Genomic DNA, 23,434 nt, shown 5'->3' on the forward strand with positions numbered 1-23,434 from the left:
CAAGACCCATCGCGAAGAGCTGATCGATGACAATGAAGAAATGGATCCTCGTCTGTGCTGCCATCGTCGCTGGTGCGGCCGTCACACCGAAGATCTTCAGTCCGGCGGAAACGGCGTCCGCCCAAGAGAAGATGCCGCCGCCCTCGCGCGAGGCTATCCAGTATTCCTACGCGCCGATCGTGAAGAAGGCCGCGCCTGCGGTCGTCAACGTCTATGTCCGCAGCCGCGTTCGCACGTTCGACTCACCCTTCGCCAACGATCCCTTCTTCCGCCATTTCTTCGGCGACGCTTTCGGCCGTCCGTCGGAGCGCGTGTTGAGTTCGCTGGGCTCCGGCGTCATCGTCAATCGCGAGGGCCTCGTTGTCACGAACACGCACGTCATCAAGGGCGGCAGCGACGCCGCCATCCGCGTGGCGCTTGCCGATAAGCGCGAATTCGACGCCAAGGTCATCGCGCAGGACGACAAGGCCGACATCGCCGTGCTCAAGATCGAAGGCGGCGACGGTAATTTCCCCTATCTGCAGTTCGATGATTCAGATTCGCTCGAAGTCGGCGATCTCGTGCTCGCCATCGGCAACCCCTTCGGCGTCGGCCAGACAGTAACGAGCGGCATCGTCTCGGCCTTGTCGCGTTCGGAGATCGGTCAATCGGACAGCCAAGTCTTCATCCAGACCGACGCGGCCATCAATCCCGGTAACTCCGGCGGCGCGCTGGTCGATATGTCCGGCCGCCTCGTCGGCATCAACACGATGATCTATTCGCAGTCCGGCGGTTCTGTAGGTATCGGCTTTGCCATTCCGTCGAACCTGGTTCGCGTCTACGCCGAAAGTGCGGAGAAGGGCCGGAAGGTCGAAAAGCCGTGGCTCGGCGCTAAGATCGAAGCCATGACGCGGGACTTCGCCGAAGGCCTCGGCCTCGATCGCGTTTCGGGTGCCGTCGTCACCCGACTTTACGATAAAGGGCCGGGCGCAGACGCCGGCCTTCAGGCCGGAGACGTAATTACGCATGTCGATGGCGTTGAGGTCGTCGATGCGCGTGCCGTCTATTATCGTTTGATGACGAAAGGCATCGGCCGCACGGCGAAGCTGACCGTCATTCGCAACAAAAAGCCGGTCGATATAGAGATGCCGCTCGTCGCTGCGCCGAAGCCTGGCAAGGGCGACGCCAAGAATCTCTCGGGCAATCACCCGCTCGATGGTGCGCGCATTTCCAACATCCTGCCGTCCGTCGCCGATGAGTACAATCTCGACCAGACGGACGGCGTCGTCGTGACGTCCGTGCGCGACGGCTCGCTGGCCCAGCAGTTCGGCTTCCAGCCGGGCGATGTCATCGTTGCCATCGGGAAGAAGAAGATCGCCAACGTCGACGAGGCCGACCAAGCACTCGAAACGCGCCAGCAGCTCTGGCAGATCTCCGTCAAGCGCGGCAACCGCGTCCTCCAGCTTCAGGTGCCGGGTTAGGGATCGCAGCCCTGGGTGTTAACCTCGATTACCGCGCAACTGTCGAGAAGCTGACAAAATCATGGCCGAGGTTACGCTCGCGACCTACGCGGTCGCGCCCAGTAGGCGTAACGGAGTGAGCCGATGTCCGAGAACCGTGGCGTGTTGATCATCGGCGAGGACGCCGTCCTGAAGGGCGAGGTCAAAAGCGGCCAGCGCGTCGAAATCTGGGGCTACGTCGAAGGTGGCGTCACGGCCTCCGAGGTCATCGTGCAAGAGGGCGGCAGGCTCTTCGGCGCCATCAATTCCGATACCGCAGAAATCCGCGGCACCATCCAGGGCGACGTCCGCGTCCAGCAGCTCATTCAGATCAAGAGCACCGGCCAAGCCGCTGGCAAGATCAAGTACGGCCGCTTGTCGATGGAAGAGGGCGGCGAACTCACGGCCCACGTCCGTAACATCCCGCCCACCCTTGGCGGCGATCTCGACCTGACCGTCACGAAAGGCCGCTCGGTGCGCATCACCACGGCCGACCTCAACGCCCTCGATCCCGACGACCGGCCCGAAAATCTGACGTTCCATATCTCGAATGCGTCGGGCGGTTCCGTCGTCCTGTCCAACGATCCTGCGCAGGCCGTGGCGACGTTCTCGCAGGCTGACCTCGAACGCGGCATGGTCTATTTCACGCACGATGGCTCGGACGCGGCACAGGCCCGTTTCGACGTCGAAGTCAGCGACGTCTCCGGCGCCACCTCCGGCACGCCACAAACGGTCAACGTCGCTGTACGGAACGATTAGCTAAAATCGGACACCCATCTCCAACTGCCATCATCCCGGCGCAGGCCGGGATCCAGACAAGTCGCGACAGCCGTTGGGTGCCGACCTTCGTCGGCATGACAAAGGGTGAAGCGAATGTCCGCGCCCGGCGGCCGGCTCCGCGGAGCGGAGTCGCTCGGCGCAAATAAAGTACTCGGCCGGCGCGCGGGACGCGTGTCGCCAAGCGCCACCAAAAGAGCCTTTGGACGCCAGCCGCGCGGCCTTATATAAGGCGCGTATGACCAATCTCTTCGAAGCCGCCGGACTGGAAAAGAGCGCACCCCGGCCGCTCGCCGATAGGCTGCGCCCCAAGACGCTGTCGGAAGTCGTCGGCCAGGAACATATCGTCGGACCCGAAGGCACGCTGACGCGGATGCTGAAGAGTGGCCGCGTGCCGAGCCTTATTTTCTGGGGGCCGCCCGGCTCCGGCAAAACAACGATCGCGCGCTTGCTCGCAGGCGAAACGAACCTTGTGTTCGAGCAACTCTCGGCCATCTTCTCCGGCGTCGCCGAGCTGCGCAAAGCGTTCGACCGTGCCAAGATCATGCGCGAGCAGGGCAAGGGCACGCTGCTCTTCATTGATGAGATACATCGCTTCAACCGTTCGCAGCAGGACAGTTTCCTGCCCTACATGGAAGACGGCACGATCACGCTCGTCGGCGCCACGACCGAGAACCCGTCGTTCGAACTCAACGCCGCTGTCCTTTCGCGCGCGAGCGTGCTGGTTCTCAATCGTCTGACGGACGAAAACCTTGAAACGATCCTGGAACGCGCTGAGAAGGAGGTCGGCCGGCCGCTGCCGCTCGATGATGACGCCCGAGACGCGTTGAAAGGCATGGCCGATGGCGACGGCCGCTCGATCTTGAACCTCGTCGAAGACGTGTTTGCTGCCGTTCCAGCGAAGGGCAAACCGTTGACGCGCGAAGCCCTCGTCAAGCTCGTGCAGCGCCGCGCGCCGCTCTACGACAAGTCGCGCGAAGGTCATTACAACCTGATCTCTGCGCTGCATAAGGCTGTGCGCGGTTCCGACCCAGACGCTGCGCTCTATTACTTCTGCCGGATGCTTGACGGCGGTGAGGATCGTTTGTTCCTTGCGCGTCGCATCGTGCGGATGGCGGTCGAAGACATCGGTCTCGCCGATCCGCAAGCGCTCGTCGTCGCCAACGCGGCGAAGGATGCCTACGATTTCCTGGGTTCGCCGGAAGGCGAACTTGCATTGGCCGAAGCCGTCATCTACGTCGCGACGGCGCCGAAATCGAATGCCAACTACGTCGCCTACAAAGCGGCGATGCGTGCTGCGAAAGAGCATGGTTCGCTGTCGCCGCCGAAGACGATCCTAAACGCGCCGACCAAGCTGATGGAGGAGGAGGGCTATGGCTCCGACTACCTCTACGATCACGATCAGCCGGATGCGTTCTCAGGGCAGAATTATTTCCCCGAGGAATTCCGGAAGCGCCCGCAATACTACGACCCGCCCGAGCGCGGCTTCGAACGCGAAATCAAGAAACGCCTCGATTATTGGGCCAAACTCCGCGCCGAACGGAGTAGCAGATAGGCCTCCCCGCCATTTACAGTTTGGTAAGTCCGCGAACGGTTCGAAATCCGCTACGACTGTTGCGACGTTAGAATGCCGACCTCCGAGGATCGTCAGATGGCCGAACAATCGATAGAACCAAACCCGCGATCGCCGCAGCCGCTGCTGCATTCGATCGCCATTGCCGATCTGCGACCGACGCAGATGACGGTCGGCATGCGCGAGGTCGAGCGCAAACGCGCCGAATGGAAGAAACTCGCGCCGACAAAGACGGGCACATTCCTCGGCCGCCACATGATCCCTGTCGTCCGCGGCCCGAAGAACCGCTACTACGTCATAGATCATCATCATCTAGGCCGTGCACTGCATGACGAAGGCGTGGAGCAGGTTTTGATTTCGCCGGTCGCCGACCTTCGTGCGCTCGACAAAGAAGAGTTCTGGCGCTTCATGGACAATCGCGGCTGGATGCATCCGTTCGACACCGACGGCGAGCGCCAGACGCGCACGGAACTTCCTAAGTCGATAGCCGAACTGGCGGACGATCCCTATCGCAGCCTCGCGGGAGAACTTCGCTTTGCGGGTGGCTACGCGAAGGATGCAACGCCATTCAGTGAATTTCTTTGGGCCGATGCACTCCGCCGCCGTGTCGATGCCAAGATCGCCAAAGCCGATCCCGAATCTGCGCTGACGCAGGCACTTCAGTTCGCCAAAAGCCCCGAAGCATCGTATCTTCCCGGTTGGTGCGGGCCTCATGCACGCTCATAACGTTAGCAGGTAAGAGAGAAACATGGCGACGACCGAGCAGCACGTTGTAGAACGCGTTGGCTGGCTTCGGGCCGCCGTCCTGGGCGCCAACGACGGCATTGTCTCGACGGCAAGCTTGATCGCTGGTGTCGCTTCGGCCGATTCCTCGCAGCAATCTATTCTCATTGCGGGCGTCGCCGGCCTCGTCGCCGGTGCGCTTTCAATGGCTGCCGGTGAATACGTGTCAGTCAGCTCCCAACGGGACGCAGAAAATGCCGACCTTGCCCGAGAGCGCAAAGAACTCGTCGAGCAACCGGATTTCGAGCTTCAGGAACTCACAGACATCTATGTTGCCCGCGGCGTTGAGCCATCGCTCGCGCGTCAAGTTGCGCAGCAACTGATGGCGCGTGATGCGCTTGGGGTCCATGCCCGAGAGGAACTTGGCATTTCCGAGTTGACGACGGCACGCCCCATCACGGCTGCGATGGCATCGGCCGCGTCTTTCGCGGTCGGGGCGGCAGTTCCTGTCCTGGTGGCGCTTTTCTCGCCGGAAGGCCGCGTGACCTGGTTCGTCACCGCCGCCTCTCTGGTCTGCCTCGCGGCTCTCGGCGCCATCGGCGCCCAGGCCGGCGGAGCGAATATTGGGCGTGCCGTTGTGCGGGTAACCTTCTGGGGCGCGCTGGCAATGGCGATAACCTCGGCCATCGGCCATCTTTCTGGGGCCGCCGTTTAGCGGCCGTTTATCTTACCGCCCTTCCTAGCCGCCCGGATCGGCGCTATACGGAATTCTCCGCTAAGGATTCCTCGTATGATCTTCGCACTTAGCTTGCCACCGGAATGTTCTGGGGCTGCACGACGTTGGACGCTTCTATGACCGACACGCCTTCAAAAGTCGAAACGCTGCGCGTCGCGCACGGCGAGGCCGATATGCGCCTCGACCGCTGGTTTCGCGTGCATTTCCCGGAGGTCGGCTACACCTATCTCCAGAAGCTTCTGCGTTCCGGTCAGGTCCGCGTCGATTCCAAGCGCGCGCAGGCGAACGACCGTCTCAATGTCGGCGCAGAAATCCGCGTTCCTGCGATCGTTCGTCAGCCCAAAAAGTCGGGGCCGGGACTGCAGGCCCCTCCCGGCGTCTCAAAGGGCGACCGCGATACCATCGAAAAGATGATCCTGTTCGAGGACGACTACGTTCTCGTTCTAAATAAGCCGTTCGGCCTCGCGGTCCAGGGCGGCACCGGTACGAAGAAACACATCGACGGCATGCTCGAAGGCATGGCTGATCGCTTTGGCGGCGAGCGTCCGCGCCTCGTCCATCGCCTCGACCGCGACACGACCGGCGTGCTGCTCGTTGCGAAAACGCGCGAGGCGGCAGCGAAGCTCGGCCGAACGTTCCAGACGCGCTCCGCTGCGAAAACCTATTGGGCGCTCGTCAAGGGCGTTCCGAAGCCGCCGCAGGGCAAGGTCGAAGCCGCCCTCGTCAAAGCGTCAGGCCCTGATGGGGATCGCGTGCGCAAGGCGAAGCCCGGCGAGCAGGAAGTCGCGATGCACGCGACGACCCATTATTCGGTTGTAGACCGCGCCGCGCATAAGACGGCATGGGTTTCGCTGAAGCCGGTGACCGGCCGCCAGCATCAATTGCGCGCGCACATGCATCTCATCGGCCATCCGATCGTCGGCGACAACAAGTACGAGGGCGACGTTCACATGCCCGCCGAAAACATCGATAAGAAGCTGCACTTGCACGCACGCCGTCTCGTCATTCCGCATCCGAAAGGCGGAAAAACCATCGACGTTACCGCGCCGTTGCCCGATCACATGCGGCGCACGTGGGAACTTCTGGGTTTCGACGAAGAAAAGTTCGAGTAGAAAGCGGCGCGCCAGCCGACCGTTTTGGGGCTGCAGCATAGGCTCAATCAATTCGTGTCTGGGCGGAACGCGGTTGATACGTTCGCAACGGCTACGTCAGTATAGTTGACAAGGAAACTTTATCCATAATATGGTTTCCTTGTAAATCATATTGGGCAACGATGTCTCGAAAGATTCCCGTATCCGACCTAACCGATCACCTCGGCTATTGGCTGAGGTTGGTCTCCAATAACGTCTCGACCACCTTTGCGCGCAGGCTGGTGGCAGAAGACGTAACAGTTGCGGAGTGGGTCGTCCTGCGGGTGCTTTTCGACGTCGACGAGCTTGTTCCCAGCAAGCTCGCGACGAGAATGGGTATGACGCGGGGAGCGATCAGCAAGCTCTCCGACAGATTGCTGGCCAAACAGCTGATCGAGAGGAAGGAAAATCTCGATGACGGGCGGGCACATACGCTCAAGCTTTCCGGAAAGGGTCGGGGCCTTGTTCCTCGGCTGGCCAAGCTCGCGGACGTCAACGATCAACAGTTTTTCGGCGTGCTGAGCTCAGAAGAGCAGTCAGCGCTGAGGCGAACCTTAGAGAAAATCGTTAAGCGCCACAGCCTGAATGATATCCCCGTCAATTAATCGGAATGACACCGACAACCCGGGAGCAAGGATGAAGGAGAAACAGACAGCCACTGCCATAGCATCCCTTGCGGCGGCGTACGATGCGAGCATGGACTTTCCGACGATTGTCGGAACGCTGATCGCAGCGGGCTTTGAGGGATATAGCGTCGATTATAGGCGCAAGGTATGCGCTTATTATCTTCCCGACGGAGATAGCATCGAACTCTCATTGCTCCCCGACGAAGAGACGGTAGCACCCGAGTTTCTCGGCGAGACGGTGAAGACGGCGATCCACGAAGCGCAGAGCGGGGCTCCCGGATACACTTACAAAGGATTCTGCCGAAAGGTGAAAGCCGCTGGTTGCGCCGGCTACATCGTTTCGTTTTCGGGTCGCCGAGTAGTATACTTCGGACGTACCGCCGAGACGCATGTTGAGCACTTCCCCAATCTCTAACGCTTGCCGATGCCTGCGGCCGGAAGGAACGCACCTCTCTCGTCGGGCTTTTTGCTTCAAGTTCCTCTATTTCAATCGTTAGAAAATTCGAGCTTTTCCCATAGGGCGCCGTCATGATCGCGGAAATCATCAGGTTCGTTCTTTCGAATTTCACGCTCACGTTTCTCGTTGTCGGACTTCTGTTTTCGCTCGCCGCGATTATGCGTGCTCCCAAACCCGTGACAGCGGCCGTGGTCGTCGAGAAGTTGATTTCGTGGCACGTGTTCTGGGCTATCGGCGTCTGCTTCTTCTACAACTTCGTGATGCATTCCTTCTTCGGACAAATGGCGGCTCAGTTCATCGGCTGGGCCGATAGTCCGTTTCAGTTCGAAGTGGGCACGGCGAGCCTCGGCTTTTCAGTCGTCGGGTTTCTGGCGGCGTTCCGAAGCTTCGACCTTCGTCTCGCGGCCATCGTCGGACCGGCATTATTCGCGCTCGGCGCGGGCTTCGGCCACATTTACCAGATCGTGACGCAGCACAATTTTGCGCCCGGCAACGCCGGCGTGATTTTCTATCTGGACTTCCTCATCCCGCTTTTCGGCTTCCTGTTGCTCTGGCTCCAGCATCGCCTCGGCCGGCCGGCCGCCTAATCCGCGCTCGGCGGCCGGCTCCCCGTAAGGGGGGGCACCGGGTGCAAACCAAAAATCCCCATGCTAAAACGCCCCCATGAAACTCGTTGTTTTTGATTGCGACGGCACGATCGTCGACAGCCAGGCGGGCATCGTGCTGTCGATGGTGCATGCCTTCACCACGCTCGAGATGACCCCGCCGACGCGGGAGGCAACGCTCTCGGTCGTCGGGCTTTCGCTCCCTGAGGCGTTTGCAGTGCTGGCCCCCGATGTTGACAAGGCGACGCGCGCTGCGCTCGCCGAACGCTACAAGATGGCGTTCCGGGAGCTGAAGCACGATCCGGCCGAAACTGAGATCCTGTTTCCGCAAGCCAAGGAAACGATCGCCAATCTTGCCGCGCGTGACGACCACCTTCTCGGCATCGCGACGGGCAAGTCCCGTCGCGGCATCGACCGCCTGTTCGATCGCGAAGGCTGGCACGGAAGTTTCGCAACCATCCAGACTGCCGACGATCATCCGTCCAAGCCGCATCCCTCGATGCTTCAGCGTGCCATTCTGGAAACCGACGCAACGCCCGAAATTACGGTCATGATCGGCGACACGACGTATGATATGGCGATGGCACGGACGGCTGGCGTGGCGGCAATTGGCGTCGCCTGGGGCTATCACACGGTGGCGGAACTAAACAACGCCGGCGCTCATATTATCGTCGAACGTTTCGAAGATCTGCCCAAAGCCATCGACGATGTCCTCGCACTTGAAAGCAGCGCCGCATGAACGACGAGAACGGAAAAGGCAAATCCGGCGCTGGGCCTGCGGCGCCGCGGCCATCCGGGGGGCCGGGCAAAGTCCTGAGCGATAGCCTCGCCAAACCACTGCCGCGCCGCTTCTACAAGGAGGTGAGTGTCAGCGACACGGCACCTTTTAGCGTCCTGCTCGATGGTCGCCCGATCAAAACGCCGAAGAAGCGTGCGCTCGCCTTGCCGACGCACGAACTCGCAGAAGCCATCGCCGAGGAATGGCGCGCCCAGGCCGAGCATATCAACCCTGCGCATATGCCGTTGACGCGTTTCGCCAACACGGCCATCGATGCCGTCGCCGATACGCTTGATGCCGTTGCCGATGATATCGCCGCTTATGCCGGAACCGATCTCATCTGCTATCGCGCAGCGACACCAGAAAAACTCGTCGAATTGCAGGCCGAGCATTGGGATCCGATCGTCGCGTGGGCGAACGAGACGCTCAACGCCGAATTTCGCGTCGTATTCGGAATTGTGCACGTCGCCCAGCCAACCGCTGCGATCGTCGCTTATGAGCAAGCATTGGAGCCGCACAACGCTATGCGGCTATCGGGCCTGCACGTCATTACGACGCTGACCGGCTCTGCGCTGATTGCGCTCGCCATCGACCGCGAGTGGCTGAGCCCGGACGCCGCCTGGAAAGCCGCGCACGTTGATGAAGATTATCAGATCTCGCTTTGGGGTGAGGATTCCGAAGCCCTCGCACGCCGCCGTGGCCGCCGGGCCGAGTTCGACGCTGCCGTGCGGTTTCTGACTTTGTGCAGAAAAGCTACGTAGGAAGTCTGCGCCGCAACGGCACCAGACGGCTTGCGAGCACCTTGTCGATACGGCGCGCATCGAGATCGACGACCTCGAACCGCCAGCCGCTGATATCGACGTGCTCGCCCGTCTTCGGCAAATGCTGCAATCCGGCAAGCACGAATCCGGCGACCGTTTCATAGGAGCGGTTCTCCGGCAGCACGATGCCGATCTTGTCGGCCATTTCGTCGACCGGCATACCGCCGGAAAACAGCCACGACCCGTCGTCGCGCTCGACCGCATAGGGCTCAAGGCCCTCGGCATCGGATTTGAAAACGCCCGCAATCGCCTCGAGAATATCGGCGGGCGTGACGAGGCCTTCGAAGTCGCCGTATTCGTCGTGGATGAGCGCCATCGGCACTTCCGCGTCTCGCAGCACCGACAGCACGTCGAGTGCCGCCGCTGTCTCGGGGATCATCGGCGCCTTGCGAACGAAGGACTTCAGATCGAAGTTGTTGCCCGAGAGGAGGTTCGACAGCAGCTCGCGCGTTTGCACCACGCCGATCAGCTTGTCGGTCGAGCCTTCACCGACAGGCAGACGCGAATGCGGCGTAGAGATCAGCCGTTCCTTGATCGCTTCGTCCGACGCAGTGATGTCGATCCAGACGACGTCGGTGCGCGGCGTCATGATGCCGACGACGGCGCGATCTGCCAGACGCATCACGCCCGAAATCAATTCGCCTTCGCCCGTCTCCAGTACGCCCGCCGTCTCGGCTTCCGCGATAAGCGTCTTGATCTCTTCATCTGTGACCTTGCTCTCGCTTTCCTGCGACAGTCCGAGAAGACGGAACACGAGGTTCGTCGAGGTATCGAGAAGCCAGACGATGGGCGCCGCGATCTTCGCAAAACCCGTCATGATCGGTGCAACGAAACAGGCGATCGCCTCGGCGTTGCGCAGCGCCAGCGTCTTCGGCACCAATTCGCCGATAATGACCGAAAGATACGTGATGACCGCGACGACGATACCGAAGCCGGCCGGGTCGGCAATCTGTCGGCTGAAGCCGAGGCTTTGCAGATAGAGGGAAGCGTCCTCGCCGAACGTCTCGCCCGAATAGGCGCCGTTGATCGTGCCGATCAGTGTGATGCCGATCTGGACGGCCGACAGGAAGCGGCCGGGCTGCGCCGAGAGTGCCAGCGCGCTGTTCGCGCCGGAACGGCCCGATGCCGCCATGGCTTTCAATCGCGGCCGGCGTGCCGAAACAATCGCAAGTTCGGAAAGTGCAAAAAGGCCGTTGAGAAGAACAAGGGCCAGAACGATGAGGGCTTCGGTCACGATGTTCGCGGCCGACGGATGTGCGTCCAAGCCACTCCAAGTTGTTGGGAAGCGTTATGCTATGGGCACGGACGGGGCAAATCAAGGTCGCCTTTTAGGTGGCCGCCCCCGGATTTCTGCATCGTCCCGGCCGATGTACGGAACCTACTGCGCTGGGATACGTGCCTCAATGCGTTCCTTAAAATGCGCCAGGACATCAGAAATGCCGGTCGACGAAAAAACACCGTTCAAGCCGGTTGATGCTTCTTCCGCGGCCGGCGTCGCCCGCGCGACCATCTCCGTTTCATAACGCGCAACGGCCGACCAGCCGTTTTCCGCTGTCAGCGCATCCGCAAGATCGACGGCATCGGCGAGCGCGAGATTTACGCCTTCGCCCGCGAACGGCGACATCAGGTGCGCAGCATCGCCCAGCATTGTGAGCCCAGGTCTGCTGATCCAATGGTGGCCAACAGGCAGCGCATACAACTGGCGGACGCCGATGATCTGTCCGTCTTCGATCAACCGGGTCAACATCGGAGCCCAACCGTCGAACGCCTCCCGGACGATTGCGCGCATCTCGGCGGTCGATCTTTTTGCCAAGTTCTGAGCCTCAGCTTCCGGGATGCGAATACCGGCGTAGCCGCGGATATGCCCGTGACCGTTGCGCTGGGCGATCAGCGCGCGGTTGTTGCCGACCGCAAACATTTTGCCCCTCCCAACAAGGGTATCGACGGACGGGTGGCGGCTCGCATCGAAGCCGAGTTCGATAAAGGTGACGCCCTCGTAAAAAGGCGTGGCGTCGGAGAGCAGGGGACGGACGCGAGACCAAGCGCCATCGGCGCCGACGACGATGTCGAAGTGTTCGCTGATTCCGTCGCTTATCACATCGTAACCGCCATTCTCTGTGGGGCGGACACCCGTGATCCTGCAGCCCCAACGCATCTCCGTTGTGGAAAGGGAGCCGAGCAGGATGCGGCGAAGTTCTGTGCGGTCGATTTCGGGCCGGTCGTCGCCAAGGCCGTCGTAGTCGAACAGGAGCGTTCCGTGTTCGTCGTACAAACGATCACCCTGGTCTTCCGGTCGGGCTGCAGCACGAAATTCCGCCTCTAACCCGGCGCAACGCATGGCGCGCTGGCCGGACTCGGCATGAAGGTCGAGAGAGCCGCCTTGCGGACGCTCGCCGGCGTGAGCGTCGCGTTCAAACACTGTCGCAATCACCCCGCGGAGTTCCAGTAGCCGGGCGAGCATCAATCCGCCGGGGCCGCCGCCAATAATTGCGATCCGTGAACCGATTGCCATTTCCATCGCCTCCGATTACATAGGGTCCTATGTTATAAACATAGGACCCTATGTAATGGCAAGCGGTAAGTGGAAGCCGATGGAGACGCCCGGTCATTATTTCAGTCGAATTGCGCGCGGCTTGGCGCGGGTCGGCGACACGCGTCTCCGCGCGCTGGGCTTTGCCTCCGCGCATCTGCCCGTGCTTAGCGCTCTCAAAGACGGCAATCGAATGTCGCAAATCGAACTGGCGCGTTTGGTAAAAGTTGAGCAGCCGAGCATGGCGCAGCTTATCAATCGCATGGAACGCGATGGCCTCGTGCACCGGGAACCGGATCTAACCGATCGCCGCAGCAGCATGATTTCGCTTACCGAAAAAGCTTTGGCGAAGCTGCCTCAGGGGCGCGAGATCCTCCTTCAAGGCAACAAGGAAGCGATGGAGGGGCTAACCGCGCAAGAGGTCGAGACGCTGATGGGCCTGTTGCGTCGAGTGCTGGCAAATGTCGAAGCCATGGACAATTGAGGCGCAGACGTCGCATCGAAAACACAGAAGAAAGAACCGAATTTAACACGAAGGATTATCTTTACCCGAGACCTCCTTGTCCTCGCGTCGCGTTTCAAGAACACTTGCAGGAATGATTCGGGGTCGGTGACCAATGCTCAACGCGCCGCGCATTCCAGAGCTAGCGCAACGCGACCGCTTCGTGCGCCGGGCGGTGGCCGAAGGGCGTGTGCTCACGCTTGCCGATGAGGAAAACGCTTCCGTGCCCTCGCAGAAGGTCGCAGGGCGAACGGTTCAGCTTTTCTGGTCGAGCCCGATCGAGGCAGGGCGCTGGGCCGAGGCACTGGCGGGAAACCGCGAGTTGCAGGATATCTCTCTGGAAGTATTTGCAACTGATATTCTGCCTGGCATCGCGACCGCCAAGGGTTTCGTCGGCACCGACTGGGTTTCCGATCCGATCGAAGCCGAGATCGACCCGCGCGATCTTCTGATCCGCCTCAAGACCGAGGCGATCCCGCTTTATGCCGCCGCCGCCCGTGAGAAGCGCGAAATTTACCTTGTCGGCAATGCCGAGGGCCCGATGCTGACGCCCGGCACGCAGAAGCCGCGCTCGGCCGACAAGCTGCACGTTTTTTCGCACCGGCCCGACGCCGAAGCCCACATGAAAAAGATCGCGGGCAAGCGCGTCATCGTTGAGCCGATCGCGAATTTCATCGCAACGACGCTGCCCTGGGCCGCAGCCCAAAATCATCCCGTTCTGATTGAGCCAGTTCGCGGCGCCGGCTTTGTCGAGGTCAAGGCGGCTGATTTGTCCGCCCGGCTGGCCGCGCCGGCAGCCGAGCCCGCCGCAAAAAGCGCCTGAGTTTCCGGGCATTTGCCTAGGTACGGGGCTTGGCTCCGGCATCGCGACAACTCACCGTTTGCGCTGCATCGGAGCCATGCTAGAGAGCCCTTTCGGCACATTCGGCCCGAGCCAGGCAAGGGGTTCCATGAAAGACATTATCGATGAGCTTGAGAAGCGCCGCGACAATGCCCGTCTCGGCGGCGGCCGCGCCCGGATTGACGCGCAGCATGCCAAGGGCAAGCTGACCGCCCGCGAGCGCATCGAACTTCTGATGGACGATGGCTCGTTTGAAGAATTCGACATGTACGTCGAGCACCGCTGCACCGACTTCGGCATGGAAAAGACGAAGGTGCCGGGCGACGGCGTCGTCACTGGCTGGGGCACTATCAACGGCCGCGTCGTCTACGTCTTCGCGAAAGACTTCACGGTGATGGGCGGTTCGCTGTCCGAGACACACGCCAAGAAGATCACCAAGATCCAGGATATGGCGCTGAAAAACCGCGCCCCGATCATCGGCGTTTTCGATGCCGGCGGCGCACGCATTCAGGAAGGCGTCGACGCGCTCGGCGGCTACGGCGAAGTATTCCAGCGCAACGTGCTGGCGTCCGGCGTTATCCCGCAGATTTCCGTCATTATGGGACCGTGCGCGGGCGGCGACGTCTACTCGCCTGCCATGACCGACTTCATCTTCATGGTGAAGGACACGAGCTACATGTTCGTGACTGGCCCCGACGTCGTGAAGACCGTGACGAACGAAACCGTGACCGCGGAAGAGTTGGGCGGTGCCAAGGTCCACACCACGAAGTCCTCAATCGCCGACAAGGCCTACGAGAACGATCTCGAGGCGCTGCTGCAGATGCGTCGCCTGATGGACTTCCTGCCGTCGAGCAACCAGGCGGGCGTGCCGCTCATCCCGACGCACGACAGCCCCGATCGCATCGACCATTCGCTCGACACGCTAATCCCCGACAATCCGAACAAGCCCTACGACATCAAGGAACTGATCCTGAAGGTCGTGGACGAGGCGGACTTCTTCGAAATCCAGGAAGCGTTTGCGAAGAACATCGTGACCGGCTTCGCGCGCATGGAAGGCTCGACCGTCGGCATCATCGCCAACCAGCCGATGGTGCTGGCAGGCGTGCTCGACAGCGATGCTTCTCGCAAGGCTGCCCGCTTCGTCCGCTTCTGCGATTGCTTCGACATTCCGCTCGTCACGTTCGTTGACGTCCCGGGCTTCCTGCCGGGCACCGCGCAGGAGTACGGCGGCCTCATCAAGCACGGCGCGAAACTGCTCTTCGCTTACGCCGAAGCAACCGTTCCGAAGGTGACCGTCATCACGCGCAAAGCGTACGGCGGCGCCTACGACGTGATGAGTTCCAAGCATATCCGCGGCGACGTCAACTATGCGTGGCCGACAGCCGAAATCGCCGTCATGGGGGCGAAGGGTGCTGCCGAAATTCTTTACCGTTCCGAACTATCGGACCCGGCGAAGATTCAGGCGCGCATCGACGAATACAAGAAGCGGTTCGCCAATCCATTCGTCGCGGCCGAGCGTGGCTACATCGACGAGGTCATCACGCCCTCAGCGACCCGCAAGCGCCTTTGCCGCGCGCTCAACATGCTGCGCAACAAGACGCTCGAAAATCCCTGGAAGAAGCACGACAACATTCCGTTGTGATGGTTTCGCCGCTTCCGGCGGGCTGCGCGCAGCACAGTCGGAAGCGGTAAAACGAAAATGCCCGGCGCGCGCAACGCGTGTCGTCTGGCGTTTCAAAAATTCTGCAAAGAACGAAGCATCAAGCAATGTGCCCGGCGGCCGGCGCGCGGAACGCGTGTCGCCGGGCACAAAACTAATTAGAGATTAATCCACACGCCGCCGCGCCAGTAGCCGCGGCCTTCATGCTCGCGCCAACGATAGTGATCGTGGTCGCCCCACTTCCATGAATCGGGGAACACGCGCAAATGCAGGCCCGGTTCGTACTTGTAGTGCCCGCGCACGTGCCAGCAATCGCCCTCCCTGTTGCAGACAATTGCCGCCGAAGCCGTGGTCGCGGTCAGAGCAAGCATGCCGGCCCCAAGCAGTGCAGCGGTTGTGACGAATTTCATGAGACTTACCTCTCGTTTGTCGATAGGACGGTCTTCAAACGGGATCGAGAGGTAATGGTTTCCCGCGCGGACGCAGCTTGTAGATTTGTAAAGAACATGAACCGCAGCTGGAGGGCGGCGTCGCCTTATGCTCGCGCCGTTTTGAATGATATTATCAATGCGCCGAATAAACGCCGTTGGCGGAACGAACGTGCTGAAGAATTTTCCTCAGCACACTGGCCATCAATTCATTGGCGCGTTCATTGAGCGAGGCTTCCGAGGTTTCAGTGATCGCCCGGCCGCGATTGTGCGCACGCCGATAACCGAGGCGCTCTGGTAGCGAGCCAATGAGCGGCTTATAGCCGGTCGTTTCAAGGTAATGCCGCGCCCAGCGTTCTTCTTTTGCGTCCAGGATCCGGCAAAGGGCAACACACAGCCGATCTTTCGATAGCCCCCTCTGCTCCAGTTCATAGAGCAGCAGCGTTGTTGGATGGAGATCGTCCGAACTCGTGCCCGTCGGCAGGACGATGAGATCCGACGCGCGCGCAATTTCGAACGTCTCGGGCGAGAGATGGCCGGGTGTATCGATAACGATGAGATCGACGTCCGACGTATCCTTGAGCGCATCGGCGACCGATGAAAAAGCCTCCGCGTCGATGGTCCGAAGCGTACGGCTCGTTGCGCGCGTCGTCGACCAGCGCACGGATGTCTGTTGCCCGATATCGAGATCGAGCAGCTTGACCCGTAGGTTGCCTTGCGCCGCGACGACAGCAATCGCTCGCGCCAGCGTGCTTTTCCCCACGCCGCCTTTTTGGCCGATGATGGATAGAACGACAGGCATGGCAATCGACGGGCCAATTAAGACGTTCACGACAGTTCTTAGGCTAGCTCCGAGTGTTAGGCTGGCCAAGCCATCTTTGCCGCCCGGCCGCATCCCCGGCGTTAATCTTTAACGAACGGGGCAAAAATGTCGAACGACATCGCTCCCGGCGAGCCGTGAACGGCTCTGTTATTCCGGCCCCGCATTGGCGGCGAAACTGGGAGCATGGCCGCGCTGGGGCCGTGCTCTCCGCTTTGCGTCTGCTGAGATGACAGGCGAGGGGGGCCGGCTCGTGGAACCCGTGTCGCCGGGCGCAATCAGAAGCCGGGCCTAAGCAAAAAGGAACTTAAAAACGCCGGCGTGCGTTCGCTTTGCAGACATTTGAGCATGGAGGACCACAATGGGTGGCAGCCTGATTTATTACGCGATCGTCTTCTTGGTCGTCGCGCTTATTGCGGCGTTTCTCGGCTTCGGCGGCGTAGCCGGAACGGCGATGTCTGGCGCGCATCTCTTGCTGATGGTGGCCGTCGTGTTCGTGATCATCGGCCTCGTGGCCGGTGTGTTGCGACGCGGTGTGTAGGTTTTCTGTCGCCGTTGAGCAGCCCCCGGCGCTCGGAAGCGTTGGGGGCTGGTTCCAATTCACTTCGGCACCATCAGAGCGTAGCCGGCCGCGTTCTTAAAGTTCTGTCGTTCCGCAGATGACAACAGGGCACGCGCGACGGTCGCGACGATTGCTAGGAAGGGCATCCGTATTTTGCGACCCAGCCGATCGCCTTCCTCGCCGAAATAGCGAATTTCCTCGCGGTGCCAACCATGTTGGTCGAAGAAACCAAACCAGTCGGTGGGGCGAAATAAAAACGGCGCGTTCTGCATTTTGCCCGACATCATGCCCTCGCGGAACTTGAGAAGCTGAGGCGAAAGATAATCGACGATCCAGTAGGCCGCATGATCGAGCGCATGGAGATCATCGGCCAGAGCTCCGGCAGCATCCATTGTCAGATATGGAACGACGCCCTCGGTCAGGACCAAGAATTTCCGAGATTTCGCATTGACCTCTGAAAGCACGGACTTGCGTTCCGCATCGTTCGCGAGATCGCATGTCACGCGTGACAGACCGAAGCGCGGCTTTTCTTGCGCGAGCAAGCTTTTCTTGTAGTCGATCATCGCCGGATAATCGGCTTCGATCCAATTCAGCGTCGGCGGCAGATCCATCCGATAAGGGCGCGTATCTAGGCCCGCCCCGAGGTTCAAAACCGTATCGACGCCGTTGTCGACCGCACCATGAATGAACTCGTCGATGATGCGAGTGCGTACAGCAATGACCCATTCCGTCAGAAAAGGGCGCGGCATGGCTTCGGCGATGGTCCGCCCGCGATCTCCTGCCAGCACTGCCGCGAGGGGATCATGAAAGAGAGCATCCGCGCGCTTGCTTTCTATGCCGCGATAGTGAGCGACCCAGAATGCCGTATCCGAGACGTTCTCGATGATTGCGCTTGTCACGGGGATATATCCTTGAGCCAATTGAGCGCCAAGCGGCATAAGCCGCGATTGCGTCAGCGCGACGACCGCAAGCTAGACATAAATCATCTTCACGCTCATGCCGCCGTCGATGATGATGTTTTGGCCGGTCATGAAGCCCGCATCGTTTGCGAGAAACAGACATGCCTTGGCAATGTCATCCGGTACGCCGACGCGGCCGACAGGATGCTGCGCCTTGTCGGTATCCGAATGATGCGGGATTTTTGCGCGTCCTGAATATTGCCAGTCGCCGGTCTCGATCCAGCCGGGGCTGATCGCGTTGACGCGAATGCCATAGCCGCCGAGGCTGATCGCCATGCCGTGCGTCAATGCGATGATCGCGCCTTTTGATGCCGTGTAGGCTTCGGTGTTAGCCTCCGACATGAAGGCGCGCGTCGAGGCGATATTGATGATTGCACCGCCCCGCTTTGCCTTGACGAGTTCACGCGCGACGGCTTGCGTGCAGAGCACCGCACCACGGACGTTGACCGCCTGCACATGATCGAAATCCTTGATCCGCAATTCGAGGAATGGCTGATTGGCATTGATCCCGGCGTTGTTAACGAGCACCTCCGGACAGCCGAACGTTTTGATGGTCCGTGCGATCCAGCGGCTCACGTCTTCCTCGCGCGACGTGTCTGCGCGCTCGTACAGCGCGCGCCCGCCGAGCTTGCTGATGTATTCGACGGCCTCTTCGCCTGCGTCCGCGGCCGGATCGGCGATGGAAACAGCATAGCCCGCCGCCGCGAAAGCATACGCGATGCCACGTCCGATGCCTTGTCCGCCTCCCGTAATCGCGGCGATTTTTGCATCCATGTCATGCGGTCCTGATGTGGCTTCGGATTAAAACGTCATAGAACGGCCAACGTGCGAAACGGCGCAGCGTTGCACGCACGCCATGCAAACGCCGCAAGCCCGAACGATAGCAGTTGGAACGAAGTCTATTTATACATTGAAGAATGCGGGGGAGGAGCATGGCGCAGCCAGTCGCGATCGTGTTCGTGCACGGTATTCATACGTTTGCGCCGGGTTATCACGCAGGCATGCAGTCCGCAATCGAGGCCTGCCTGCCCAAGCGCGTCCGCGACGTCGCGACGTTTCGGTCGGTCTTCTGGGCGGAGCGCGTGCGCCAGCGCCAGAAAGAATATCTCGATGAAGTTGCAAAGAGCCGCCTTTTTCCCGTAACGCCGTATCGCAGTTTGGTCGTCCAGGGCCTCGGTGACGCAGCCGCCTATCAGAAGACAAAGAGCTTCCGCAATTCCTGCTACTACGAAATTCAGTCCGACATTCGCGCCGTTCTCGAAACGCTCGACGGCGACGGCCAGCCGAACCGGCCGCTGATTTTCATCGGCCATTCGCTCGGCTGCCATATCGTCTCTTCGTTCATCTGGGACGTAAATACGATCAAGAACTGGGACGATGCGCGCCTCGCACCAGAGGGCGATGATATCCGAGAATTCGCCGCTTACTTGAAGAACGGCTCGCCCTTTCGCCGCCTCGATACGCTGGCAGGCTTGGTGATGATGGGCTCGAACATGCCGCTCTTCACTTTCACGTTTGGGCCGAGCCGCATTCTGCCGATCACGACGTCCCGCGATCCGAACACGCCGCCAGCTTTTCCCGGTAGGGGTCTCGATGCCGATATGCGAGCGCGCACACGATGGCTCAACTTCTATAGCCGCAACGATCTGCTCGGCTATCCACTGAAGCCGCTCAACGAAGCTTATGCGAACGAGCCGCTGCTTGACGATATTGAGGTTGCATCGGAAGGCATGCTTCTCCGCGGGCTCGGTTATCTGTCGCAACCGATGGTCGCCTATCATGCTCACACCGGATACTGGAACAACCGCCGTGTGGTTCGCGGCGCCGCCGATTTGATTAGCTCGCTTGCGACCGCTGGCGAGCCCGTACGCAAGCGCAGATTTGCATTCTGGCGACGACCGGAAGAGGACCTCGCGACGGCCTCGTAGGAGCCAAAAATCAACGACGTGTCAACGTGGCGGGCATGCCGTACTTCGGTGGCATCGTGATTTGAGGCATGATGTCGATCACCGCGTCGGGGGCGAGCGTGAACTTGAATTGTTGTCCCACGGTCGCGAGCACGATGGCCGCTTCCATCAATGCGAAGTGCACGCCGATGCAAAGCCGCTGGCCGCCACCGAACGGATAGTAGGCAAACTTCGGCAGACGCGATGCGAGGCCATCGAGCCATCGCTCGGGAAGAAAGCGCTCGGGCTCAGGAAAATACTTCGGGTCGCGATGGTTGACCCACTGGCTCATCAAAATCGTATAGCCTTTCTTGACGCGATAACCGCCGAGTTCGAGATCTGTCGTCGCCTCGCGCCCGATGACATAGACGGGGGGATAAAGCCGCATCGCCTCGTTGATGACAGCTGCCGTATACGTCAGCGCCGATAGATCGCTCGCACGCGCCGCGCGTCCGCCGAGAACACGCTGCCATTCGGCGACGAGCTTTTGTTCGACGTCGGGATGTTGCGACAGCAGATACCAGCTCCACGTCAAGGTGAGTGCCGTCGTTTCATGGCCCGCGAGATAGAGCGTCATCGCTTCGTCGCGCAGCTGTTGCGCCGTCATTTGCGTGCCGTCTTCGCGCTGTGCTGCAATCATCGTGGACAGCAGATCGTTGCCGGGAGACGCCGCCTGCTTCTGAGTAATAAAACCGTCAATAACGGCGTTGACGTCTGCGATCGCCCGCTTGAGGCGCAAATTGGCCGGCGTCGGAAAAACGAGCGGCACTTGAAACAACGAGTCGAGACGATGCGTCAGAAGCTCGAACGTCAGCCGCAGACTTTCATCAACGCGCACGCGATCGCCGTGATCGTCGAGGCCGAACAGCGTCTTCAGTGCGATGGCGCTCGTCAGTGCGCTGAACTCGAATGCGATGTCAACAGATGTTCCTGGCACCCACTTCGCGAGCATAGCTTCTGTCAATTCCGCCATGACCGGAGCATAGGACAGCACCTGCGTTTTGAGGAAAGCAGGTTGCAACAGGCGGCGTTGCGTCAGCCAGAAATCGCCCTCGCTCGTAACGAGGCCGTTGCCTAGGACTGGCTTGAACGTCCGCGCGCCGAAATGCTTGATGTAGGAACGCGCGTCCGTCACCAGCACCTGCTGGATGAGCTCGGGATCGCTGACGAGAAAAAGTCGCCATCGTCCGGCGCGGAAGCTCGCAACAGGACCATACGTCTGCGCTAGCATTAGAAAGAAATCGACGCGTCGCGACCCGATCTGCGAGAGATTGCCGCCGATCAAGGTACCTTTCGGACCAGGCGGCAGACCCTTGTGTAACGTGGCCGTGTGCGACGTTGCGATAGACGTGCTCATGTCCGGCTCCGAAATTCGATAACGCATTCGAAATTTCGAAATAGGCACGGATACCATTTGGTTCCAGCCCATGCTGACGATGCTATCGTTTTGCGACCTTCAGTGTAAGCTTGAAAAGGCGCGGGAGACATGCGCGAAGGTGGGGAACTCAGGCGACGCCTGCATCTTTCGCCGCTAGGCTGCCGACGGCCGACCAGTCTAAATCATCGCCGCCATTGGCAAGCAGGGTTAGAAAGCGGTCGCGCAGCAGGCTGGCGATGGGCAACGGTACGCGCAGTTCCTCGCCGGCGGCCAGCGCCAGCCGAACATCTTTCAGCCCGAGGGGCGCTGCAAACCCAGCAGGCTTGAATTTTTCGTCCGCAATTAGATTGCCGTAAGTCTTGTAGATCGGCGCGCCGAACAGCGTCGAGGTGAGGATGTCGAGAAAGTGGTGTTTGTCGATGCCGGCCTTGCTCGTGAGCGCCATCGTTTCGCCGAGCGATTCAATGACGGTCGCAATAAGAAAATTACAGCTGAGCTTGACGACGTTGGCGGCGTCGGCCTGCTCCGAGACGACGAATGTTCGTTGTCCGATAACATCAAACAAAGGCGTTACGGCTTTCACAGCGTCAGCCGCGCCCGCCGCAACGATAAAGAGCTTCGCGGCCGCTGCCGCATCAGGACGGCCGAGCACGGGCGCTGCGACGTAACGCTGCCCGGTATTCGCATGCGCCTCCACCAGCCGCTTCGAAAGGGCCGTGCTGATGGTGCTGAGCGAGATATGAACGGCCTTGGGGTTCATGCTCGCGAGAATGCCGCCGTCGTCGAAAACAACGCTCGCAACGGCGGTGTCGTCCGCCAGCATCGTGAAGACGGCATCACCCGTCGCTGCTTCGCCCGGCGTGCTTGCGACCTTGGCGCCCTGCGACGCAAGCGCTTCGGCTTTCGCCCGGGTGCGATTGTAGACAGTGACATCGTATCCTGCCTTGAGCAGGTTTGCTGCGACGGCCGAGCCCATATGACCGAGCCCGATGAATCCGACTTTCATACTTCCTCACATATCTCGTCGACCGAGTGAAAATTGCGGCACGCCGCCATCTCAGCTTGACCGGGCCTGCGCGAATTGTGGCCGCTTTTCCGGCGGTGCCATGAACTCAGGAGAAACCGGATCGCTGATGCAGGCTTCCAAAATCGAATTTATTTCACGCTTGCTGCCGTCGTCGATATGCCAGCCATCGACTTCGGCCACCGGATCGAGCTGACCGGGATGGCGCGCGCCCCACAGCGCAATCGTGGGCCCCTGGTCAAGGACCCATCGGACAGCAAGCGCGAGCACGGATTTGCCGAAGCGGTTCTGCGCCAGAGCTTGCAGCTTTTCGATTGCAGCAAGGTATTGTGCGAAGCGCGGGGCCTGGAACTTCGGATCGGCTTTACGCAGATCATCGCCGCTAAACGTCGTCGCGGCGGTCATGCGCCCGCTGAGCAGCCCTCGGCATAACGCGCCATAGCTGAGCACCGTAAGTCCGGCTCTTTCGGCATAAGGAAGAACGTCGGCCTCGATCTCTCGCTCGAACAGATTGTAGGGCGGCTGCACCGCATCGAGCGCCGCCGCACGGCGAAACTTCTCCATCTGCGCCGGCGAATAATTGCTGACTCCGATCGCGCGGATTTTTCCGGACCGCCGCAAATCTTCCAGCGTGCGCGCCGTCTCTTCGAATGGTGTGTCGAGATCGGGCCAGTGGACTTGATAAAGGTCGATGACGTCCGTTCGTAGTCGGCGCAGCGAGTCCTCGATTTCCTGACGAATGCGTGACGGCGAAGAATCCCGATAGACCTTGCCGTCCTTCCACGCCAGCCCGACTTTCGTTGCGATCTGTACTTTGTCGCGCAGTCCGCCTACTGCGAGCGCTTTGCCGACGATCTCTTCAGACTGGCCGAAACCATAGACCGGCGCTGTGTCGATCAGCGTAATGCCGCGCTCGACGGCCGATTGGATTGTCGCGATGGACTCGCGTTCTTCGCTGCCGCCCCACATCCATCCGCCGATGGCCCAGGTTCCAAGACCCACCCGAGACGTCGTGACGCCGGACTTGCCGATAGCGATCTGTTCCATGACATGCTCCTCATTTCGCCGGCTACACTGTGC

25 protein-coding genes are annotated in these 23,434 nt (G+C 60.5%); 16 read left to right on the top strand and 9 right to left on the bottom strand.

Annotated elements, in window-relative coordinates; genetic code table 11:
* The first annotated feature begins 26 nt into the window (after positions 1 to 26).
* The 11 genes from RLW55_RS13465 to RLW55_RS13515 all read left to right on the top strand — a co-directional run bounded on the left by RLW55_RS13465 (position 27) and on the right by RLW55_RS13515 (position 9,644).
* Positions 27 to 1,460, top strand: a complete 1,434-nt coding sequence (locus tag RLW55_RS13465) for a Do family serine endopeptidase (protein WP_414463040.1) — start codon at positions 27 to 29, stop codon at positions 1,458 to 1,460.
* Positions 1,461 to 1,583: 123 nt separating this feature from the next.
* The gene (locus tag RLW55_RS13470) at positions 1,584 to 2,237 is read left to right on the top strand and encodes a polymer-forming cytoskeletal protein (RefSeq protein ID WP_423414448.1); all 654 of its coding nucleotides are present in this window, start codon (positions 1,584 to 1,586) and stop codon (positions 2,235 to 2,237) included.
* Positions 2,238 to 2,493: 256 nt separating this feature from the next.
* Positions 2,494 to 3,810 carry a replication-associated recombination protein A gene (locus tag RLW55_RS13475; RefSeq protein ID WP_423414449.1) on the top strand — a complete coding sequence of 439 codons (1,317 nt, stop codon included), beginning with the start codon at positions 2,494 to 2,496 and terminating at the stop codon, positions 3,808 to 3,810.
* A gap of 96 nt (positions 3,811 to 3,906) precedes the next feature.
* The gene (locus RLW55_RS13480; protein WP_423414450.1) at positions 3,907 to 4,554 is read left to right on the top strand and encodes a ParB-like protein; all 648 of its coding nucleotides are present in this window, start codon (positions 3,907 to 3,909) and stop codon (positions 4,552 to 4,554) included.
* Positions 4,555 to 4,576: 22 nt separating this feature from the next.
* Positions 4,577 to 5,266 carry a VIT1/CCC1 transporter family protein gene (locus RLW55_RS13485; protein ID WP_423414451.1) on the top strand — a complete coding sequence of 230 codons (690 nt, stop codon included), beginning with the start codon at positions 4,577 to 4,579 and terminating at the stop codon, positions 5,264 to 5,266.
* 137 nt (positions 5,267 to 5,403) lie between these two features.
* The gene (locus tag RLW55_RS13490) at positions 5,404 to 6,399 is read left to right on the top strand and encodes an RluA family pseudouridine synthase (protein WP_409560355.1); all 996 of its coding nucleotides are present in this window, start codon (positions 5,404 to 5,406) and stop codon (positions 6,397 to 6,399) included.
* 260 nt (positions 6,400 to 6,659) lie between these two features.
* A complete protein-coding gene (locus tag RLW55_RS13495) occupies positions 6,660 to 7,022 on the top strand; it encodes a MarR family winged helix-turn-helix transcriptional regulator (RefSeq protein ID WP_423414452.1) in 363 nt (120 codons plus the stop codon).
* A gap of 31 nt (positions 7,023 to 7,053) precedes the next feature.
* Positions 7,054 to 7,458 (top strand): DUF1398 domain-containing protein, encoded by a 405-nt coding sequence (locus tag RLW55_RS13500; RefSeq protein WP_423414453.1) that lies wholly within the window; start codon positions 7,054 to 7,056, stop codon positions 7,456 to 7,458.
* Positions 7,459 to 7,571: 113 nt separating this feature from the next.
* Positions 7,572 to 8,087: a DUF6790 family protein gene (locus RLW55_RS13505; protein WP_423414454.1), complete on the top strand. Its 516-nt coding sequence runs from the start codon at positions 7,572 to 7,574 to the stop codon at positions 8,085 to 8,087.
* 76 nt (positions 8,088 to 8,163) lie between these two features.
* Positions 8,164 to 8,844: an HAD-IA family hydrolase gene (locus tag RLW55_RS13510; RefSeq protein ID WP_409560351.1), complete on the top strand. Its 681-nt coding sequence runs from the start codon at positions 8,164 to 8,166 to the stop codon at positions 8,842 to 8,844.
* Positions 8,841 to 9,644 carry an ATP12 family chaperone protein gene (locus RLW55_RS13515; RefSeq protein ID WP_409560350.1) on the top strand — a complete coding sequence of 268 codons (804 nt, stop codon included), beginning with the start codon at positions 8,841 to 8,843 and terminating at the stop codon, positions 9,642 to 9,644. Before RLW55_RS13510 ends, RLW55_RS13515 begins: the two co-directional genes overlap by 4 nt.
* Here RLW55_RS13515 and RLW55_RS13520 read toward each other — a convergent pair.
* Positions 9,637 to 10,938, bottom strand: a complete 1,302-nt coding sequence (locus tag RLW55_RS13520) for a hemolysin family protein (RefSeq protein WP_414463032.1) — start codon at positions 10,936 to 10,938, stop codon at positions 9,637 to 9,639. The two genes, RLW55_RS13515 and RLW55_RS13520, sit on opposite strands and share 8 nt — an antisense overlap.
* Before the next feature lie 144 nt (positions 10,939 to 11,082).
* On the bottom strand, positions 11,083 to 12,216 hold the full coding sequence (locus RLW55_RS13525; protein WP_423414455.1) for an FAD-dependent oxidoreductase: 1,134 nt from the start codon (positions 12,214 to 12,216) through the stop codon (positions 11,083 to 11,085).
* Positions 12,217 to 12,271: 55 nt separating this feature from the next.
* On the opposite strand from RLW55_RS13525, the gene RLW55_RS13530 reads away from it, so the two are divergent.
* The 3 genes from RLW55_RS13530 (at position 12,272) to RLW55_RS13540 (ending at position 15,219) form a co-directional block, all read left to right on the top strand.
* The gene (locus tag RLW55_RS13530) at positions 12,272 to 12,718 is read left to right on the top strand and encodes a MarR family winged helix-turn-helix transcriptional regulator (protein WP_409560347.1); all 447 of its coding nucleotides are present in this window, start codon (positions 12,272 to 12,274) and stop codon (positions 12,716 to 12,718) included.
* 133 nt (positions 12,719 to 12,851) lie between these two features.
* Entirely contained in the window at positions 12,852 to 13,559 is a 708-nt protein-coding gene (locus RLW55_RS13535; protein ID WP_414463030.1) for a DUF2750 domain-containing protein, read from the top strand.
* 127 nt (positions 13,560 to 13,686) lie between these two features.
* A complete protein-coding gene (locus RLW55_RS13540) occupies positions 13,687 to 15,219 on the top strand; it encodes an acyl-CoA carboxylase subunit beta (RefSeq protein WP_013948150.1) in 1,533 nt (510 codons plus the stop codon).
* A 176-nt stretch (positions 15,220 to 15,395) separates the two neighbouring features.
* Here RLW55_RS13540 and RLW55_RS13545 read toward each other — a convergent pair whose 3' ends face one another.
* Together RLW55_RS13545 and RLW55_RS13550 are read right to left on the bottom strand one after the other, a co-directional pair.
* Positions 15,396 to 15,647 (bottom strand): hypothetical protein, encoded by a 252-nt coding sequence (locus RLW55_RS13545; RefSeq protein WP_013948149.1) that lies wholly within the window; start codon positions 15,645 to 15,647, stop codon positions 15,396 to 15,398.
* 154 nt (positions 15,648 to 15,801) lie between these two features.
* Positions 15,802 to 16,497, bottom strand: coding sequence for a ParA family protein (locus tag RLW55_RS13550; RefSeq protein WP_423414456.1), 696 nt, complete (start codon positions 16,495 to 16,497; stop codon positions 15,802 to 15,804).
* 349 nt (positions 16,498 to 16,846) lie between these two features.
* Between RLW55_RS13550 and RLW55_RS13555 the strand changes: the two genes are divergently transcribed.
* Positions 16,847 to 17,026 carry a DUF1328 domain-containing protein gene (locus RLW55_RS13555; protein WP_013948146.1) on the top strand — a complete coding sequence of 60 codons (180 nt, stop codon included), beginning with the start codon at positions 16,847 to 16,849 and terminating at the stop codon, positions 17,024 to 17,026.
* A 59-nt stretch (positions 17,027 to 17,085) separates the two neighbouring features.
* Here RLW55_RS13555 and RLW55_RS13560 read toward each other — a convergent pair whose 3' ends face one another.
* Both RLW55_RS13560 and RLW55_RS13565 read right to left on the bottom strand, forming a co-directional pair.
* On the bottom strand, positions 17,086 to 17,946 hold the full coding sequence (locus RLW55_RS13560; RefSeq protein ID WP_423414457.1) for a class I SAM-dependent methyltransferase: 861 nt from the start codon (positions 17,944 to 17,946) through the stop codon (positions 17,086 to 17,088).
* 72 nt (positions 17,947 to 18,018) lie between these two features.
* Complete coding sequence (locus RLW55_RS13565; protein WP_423414458.1) at positions 18,019 to 18,780, bottom strand: glucose 1-dehydrogenase; 762 nt, start codon at positions 18,778 to 18,780, stop codon at positions 18,019 to 18,021.
* 158 nt (positions 18,781 to 18,938) lie between these two features.
* Between RLW55_RS13565 and RLW55_RS13570 the strand changes: the two genes are divergently transcribed.
* Positions 18,939 to 19,934 carry a hypothetical protein gene (locus RLW55_RS13570; protein ID WP_423414459.1) on the top strand — a complete coding sequence of 332 codons (996 nt, stop codon included), beginning with the start codon at positions 18,939 to 18,941 and terminating at the stop codon, positions 19,932 to 19,934.
* A 10-nt stretch (positions 19,935 to 19,944) separates the two neighbouring features.
* Here RLW55_RS13570 and RLW55_RS13575 read toward each other — a convergent pair whose 3' ends face one another.
* The 3 genes from RLW55_RS13575 to RLW55_RS13585 all read right to left on the bottom strand — a co-directional run bounded on the left by RLW55_RS13575 (position 19,945) and on the right by RLW55_RS13585 (position 23,401).
* Positions 19,945 to 21,309: a cytochrome P450 gene (locus RLW55_RS13575; protein WP_423414460.1), complete on the bottom strand. Its 1,365-nt coding sequence runs from the start codon at positions 21,307 to 21,309 to the stop codon at positions 19,945 to 19,947.
* A 148-nt stretch (positions 21,310 to 21,457) separates the two neighbouring features.
* Positions 21,458 to 22,336, bottom strand: a complete 879-nt coding sequence (locus tag RLW55_RS13580) for an NAD(P)-dependent oxidoreductase (protein ID WP_423414461.1) — start codon at positions 22,334 to 22,336, stop codon at positions 21,458 to 21,460.
* Between the two features lie 51 nt (positions 22,337 to 22,387).
* Positions 22,388 to 23,401, bottom strand: coding sequence for an aldo/keto reductase (locus tag RLW55_RS13585; protein ID WP_423414462.1), 1,014 nt, complete (start codon positions 23,399 to 23,401; stop codon positions 22,388 to 22,390).
* Between the last annotated feature and the right edge of the window lie 33 nt (positions 23,402 to 23,434).

The organism is Hyphomicrobium sp. B1 (assembly GCF_049532635.1).
Taxonomy (GTDB): Bacteria; Pseudomonadota; Alphaproteobacteria; order Rhizobiales; family Hyphomicrobiaceae; genus Hyphomicrobium_B.

Excerpts from the sequence above, each read along its gene's own strand:
- RLW55_RS13465 (WP_414463040.1), top strand. The coding sequence starts at position 27 with ATGACAATGAAGAAATGGATCCTCGTCTGTGCTGCCATCGTCGCTGGT.
- RLW55_RS13470 (WP_423414448.1), top strand. The coding sequence starts at position 1,584 with ATGTCCGAGAACCGTGGCGTGTTGATCATCGGCGAGGACGCCGTCCTG.
- RLW55_RS13475 (WP_423414449.1), top strand. The coding sequence starts at position 2,494 with ATGACCAATCTCTTCGAAGCCGCCGGACTGGAAAAGAGCGCACCCCGG.
- RLW55_RS13480 (WP_423414450.1), top strand. The coding sequence starts at position 3,907 with ATGGCCGAACAATCGATAGAACCAAACCCGCGATCGCCGCAGCCGCTG.
- RLW55_RS13485 (WP_423414451.1), top strand. The coding sequence starts at position 4,577 with ATGGCGACGACCGAGCAGCACGTTGTAGAACGCGTTGGCTGGCTTCGG.
- RLW55_RS13490 (WP_409560355.1), top strand. The coding sequence starts at position 5,404 with ATGACCGACACGCCTTCAAAAGTCGAAACGCTGCGCGTCGCGCACGGC.
- RLW55_RS13500 (WP_423414453.1), top strand. The coding sequence starts at position 7,054 with ATGAAGGAGAAACAGACAGCCACTGCCATAGCATCCCTTGCGGCGGCG.
- RLW55_RS13505 (WP_423414454.1), top strand. The coding sequence starts at position 7,572 with ATGATCGCGGAAATCATCAGGTTCGTTCTTTCGAATTTCACGCTCACG.
- RLW55_RS13510 (WP_409560351.1), top strand. The coding sequence starts at position 8,164 with ATGAAACTCGTTGTTTTTGATTGCGACGGCACGATCGTCGACAGCCAG.
- RLW55_RS13515 (WP_409560350.1), top strand. The coding sequence starts at position 8,841 with ATGAACGACGAGAACGGAAAAGGCAAATCCGGCGCTGGGCCTGCGGCG.
- RLW55_RS13525 (WP_423414455.1), bottom strand. The coding sequence starts at position 12,216 with ATGGCAATCGGTTCACGGATCGCAATTATTGGCGGCGGCCCCGGCGGA.
- RLW55_RS13530 (WP_409560347.1), top strand. The coding sequence starts at position 12,272 with ATGGCAAGCGGTAAGTGGAAGCCGATGGAGACGCCCGGTCATTATTTC.
- RLW55_RS13535 (WP_414463030.1), top strand. The coding sequence starts at position 12,852 with ATGCTCAACGCGCCGCGCATTCCAGAGCTAGCGCAACGCGACCGCTTC.
- RLW55_RS13540 (WP_013948150.1), top strand. The coding sequence starts at position 13,687 with ATGAAAGACATTATCGATGAGCTTGAGAAGCGCCGCGACAATGCCCGT.
- RLW55_RS13545 (WP_013948149.1), bottom strand. The coding sequence starts at position 15,647 with ATGAAATTCGTCACAACCGCTGCACTGCTTGGGGCCGGCATGCTTGCT.
- RLW55_RS13555 (WP_013948146.1), top strand. The coding sequence starts at position 16,847 with ATGGGTGGCAGCCTGATTTATTACGCGATCGTCTTCTTGGTCGTCGCG.
- RLW55_RS13565 (WP_423414458.1), bottom strand. The coding sequence starts at position 18,780 with ATGGATGCAAAAATCGCCGCGATTACGGGAGGCGGACAAGGCATCGGA.
- RLW55_RS13570 (WP_423414459.1), top strand. The coding sequence starts at position 18,939 with ATGGCGCAGCCAGTCGCGATCGTGTTCGTGCACGGTATTCATACGTTT.
- RLW55_RS13575 (WP_423414460.1), bottom strand. The coding sequence starts at position 21,309 with ATGAGCACGTCTATCGCAACGTCGCACACGGCCACGTTACACAAGGGT.
- RLW55_RS13580 (WP_423414461.1), bottom strand. The coding sequence starts at position 22,336 with ATGAAAGTCGGATTCATCGGGCTCGGTCATATGGGCTCGGCCGTCGCA.
- RLW55_RS13585 (WP_423414462.1), bottom strand. The coding sequence starts at position 23,401 with ATGGAACAGATCGCTATCGGCAAGTCCGGCGTCACGACGTCTCGGGTG.